The 3211-nt window shown below is 42.0% G+C and carries 2 protein-coding genes; both read right to left on the bottom strand.

Going from position 1 to position 3211, the window contains the following annotated elements; all coding sequences use genetic code 11:
* A partial coding sequence (locus ENI34_04695; GenBank protein ID HEC78426.1) for a hypothetical protein occupies positions 1–1729 on the bottom strand: 1729 nt, incomplete at its 3' end.
* Positions 1726–3009, bottom strand: a complete 1284-nt coding sequence (locus ENI34_04690; protein HEC78425.1) for a hypothetical protein — start codon at positions 3007–3009, stop codon at positions 1726–1728. The genes ENI34_04695 and ENI34_04690, both read right to left, overlap by 4 nt.
* Between the last annotated feature and the right edge of the window lie 202 nt (positions 3010–3211).

The following is a 3211-nucleotide window of genomic DNA, read 5'->3' as shown; positions in this document are numbered from 1 at the left end:
GGTAATACTCGATCCATGTTGTATCAGGATAACCATTGCCATAATATGAGCGTAGAGCAATACCGCTGGAATCGATGTCATATATGTTTCGACCTCGGTTTCCTGATGCAACGATTGTAACCGATGTTCCATCGTAATAGTATATTGGATTAGTATAATCGTCAGGATAACGACGCCAGACAACTTTATTCTGCCAGATAACAGGATAATTGTGTTCTCCACCTCCAGGACTAATCGTATCAGTGGTATTATTATAAAAATCATAAAGCATTATTTCACCTAAATAACTATCGGCCAGAGCCTGGGTCCAGACAATCTTATTATGATAAACATCCGGTTGAATATCATTCAAATCATTATCAGTCAATTGAATTACCCCAACAAAAAAGGTCCAGGAATAAGCAATGGTCTGTTTTGAATCAGTAGTATCTATACTTTTACCGGCCAAATCCCGAATACTATCTGAAAGTCTTACCTGAACCGTATCCTTAAATCGAAATGAATCAACCTCAAGCAAGAGTTTATAAAGCGGTATTGAATCTACTTGGATATAAGAAATATTAATGATTGGATAATTAAAACTATCTGCCTTTAAACTCTGGATTTTAATATTCTCTGCGGTCAAAGTTGTTGTATCCATCGCTTCAGAGAAACAACACCAGATTTTATGTTGTTTATTCGACACAAAGGCAAACCAATCAGATGGATAGGTCTGCTTGACCCTGGGGGCAAAGTTGTCGATATGGACCAACACCGACTCGGAATCGGCATTGTTTCTGACGTCGTAAGCTTTAACTTTCACCCAATAAAAACCGTCTTTAAACTTGGCGACTTCAATCGAATCCGCATCTACTGAATCAGGAAATGGAATACCAGCTGAATCTGCCCTCTGCTTGGTGTTCCAGTAGTGGTTTCTCAAGGATACCGTATCATTGAACGGGTCATTGGAGATCCAGTAGCGGAAATGGGAGTTGGTAGAGCCAGTACCATAGGTGAGTTGCAGTTGGGAGACATTGGGTGGCGAGGGGATGGAATCAAAGACGATCTTCTTCCAGTAATCTTTCTTCAGGTTGCCAAGGGTATCTCTGACCTCATAGCCGATTCGATAGACTGATGTTGTTCCAACAATTGTGGGAATGTGGCCGGTGCTGTCGGTTCTGGTATCCCGGGCCACCGCCAGAACATCAATCCTTCCATCTAAGGAATCGTTGGATAAGAGGGTATCACCCGGCCCCTGACGGTAGAACTTGATAGAATCAATAGAAGGATTGGTAAAATCAACATAAGGGGTCATTGCACCGTTTCGCAGGGGGTTGAGCCACACCGCATTGTTGGCACTGGCACCAGGTGCAGTCAACCGCCGATCTGCCTCCTGAAGATGGACATGATTACAAGAGTCGGTCTTGGCAAAGAAGGAGTCAGCAGCAATAAAGAAAGTGTCGTCGATCACATCCCTGATCACCATATGATAATACCGGAAATGACCGATGTTGATGCCTTGAATTGGAGGCAAAGTATCCATATAACAGGTATCCCCTTCGATCGTATAGACCTTGGTGCTCTCTGGTGCTCCAACATCAACCCCGGCATGGAAATGACTGCTCCGCCACTCCCCAAGTGTCCCATATATCCGATGCTGAACCGTATCCTCCTTTATCGGCCAATCATAGGCAGAAAGGGAGGAAATGTCAAGGAAAACAATAAATAAAGCAAAACTTAGTCTTCTCATCGCTCACCCCCGTTTTTGACAAGATATAAAAGTAATCTATTGGGCAACCGAACCAGAAGAAATCTACCATCAGGAGTTATCCTTAAAGGTGGCGCTACAGATTTCCATCTATAAAACTCTAATTCTTCGGCTGTTTTGACTGAGGAAACTATATCTTTTCTCATAACTTCCCCAATATGATTAATCACTACCAAAACCTTATCAGCCATTTCCTGAAGAGAATAGTTAGTAGGATGGTAAAGCGTGGAAGATAAAAAGGTGTTATTACTTACAGGAGCAACAGCGATTGAACGGAATCGAGACAAAGTATCCACATACTCCCACAGCAACTTCCCGGTCTTAGTCTCAAAGAAGTAGACTCGCCAGGGGCCCGGAGTCACACACAGACACTTCTCATCCGGTGAGAAGGCAGCATAGTAATTACCCTGCCCCTGAACATGATGCTCGGCAATGAGTCGGCCCTGGCGGTCGAAAATCATCACATACTTACCAGCGGTAATCTCGGCAATGTAATTTCCTTTGGGTGAAAGAAAACCCTTACGATAGGCCCGGGGACAGATGTAGCGACATACCTCCTTTCCAGCACCGTTGAATAAAACCATATATTTATTTTCAAGTGCAACCAATACCCTATCACCATTTTCAGCATAATCAACAACCCAACTCGTTTCGTCGTTGGAAAAGGCCTCTCGTAGAATTTTACCTCTCCTTACAAAAATCTTAAGGCCGTGATAAAGTCCTTCGTTTCCAGATAAACCAACTGCAACGGCTTGATCATCACCCAAGGGATAGAGAAGAATATATTCTAACCCTGCAGGTGGTGAAAACTGCGTCTGTGCCAGCTCCTCCCCTTTCCAGTTGTATAATCTCAGAGTCGCAGGTTTAGCAGTATATCCCCCCTTGCCCGAAGGATCTCGCTCTAAACCATCAATCGTCGCAATATTCCTCCCATTCTTGGAGATAGTAATATGACCACCTCTTAAAGAAATTTCATTTGTCATCTTCATCTCATCACCCTCATAAACTCTTAACTTCCCTTCCTGAATCATTAAGATCCGCTTATTCTTTAATGCCTTCTCTGAATCCTTACATTGAACTGAAAAAACATTATAGCCATCCTCATCTAAGAAGACGAAGTCCTTAACCCATTCTGGTATCTCCTTCGCCCAGATAAGCTCCAGGCTTATTTTCTGCTCCTCCTGAGTTATATCTTTCTCCTGGGCATAAAGCCCAGCTACTGTCATTAAGGCAATGACTGCTATTAAAATTAAACCGCGCATCTCAAACCTCCTTTTGTTCGATTATATTGAGACCTTGATTAAAAATCAACATTTAATTCCTTTATATCCTCTTCAAAAAAATCATCAATTTTTATACAAATGATTAAAATTTTAGAATTTAAAAATTCATTTGAAATCTGGTATTTGTTATTTGGAATTTTCACTATATCCATCGGTTCAGAGAACTTGAACCATATTGTCT

This window comes from candidate division WOR-3 bacterium (genome assembly GCA_011052815.1).
Lineage (GTDB): Bacteria > Hydrothermota > Tepidihabitantia > SM23-42 > SM23-42 > DRIG01.
The sequence above is the reverse complement of the archived record's forward strand: the minus strand, read 5'-3'. Positions and strand labels throughout refer to the sequence as shown.

Coding starts and splice junctions, on each gene's coding strand:
- ENI34_04690 (HEC78425.1), bottom strand. CDS start 3,009: ATGCGCGGTTTAATTTTAATAGCAGTCATTGCCTTAATGACAGTAGCT.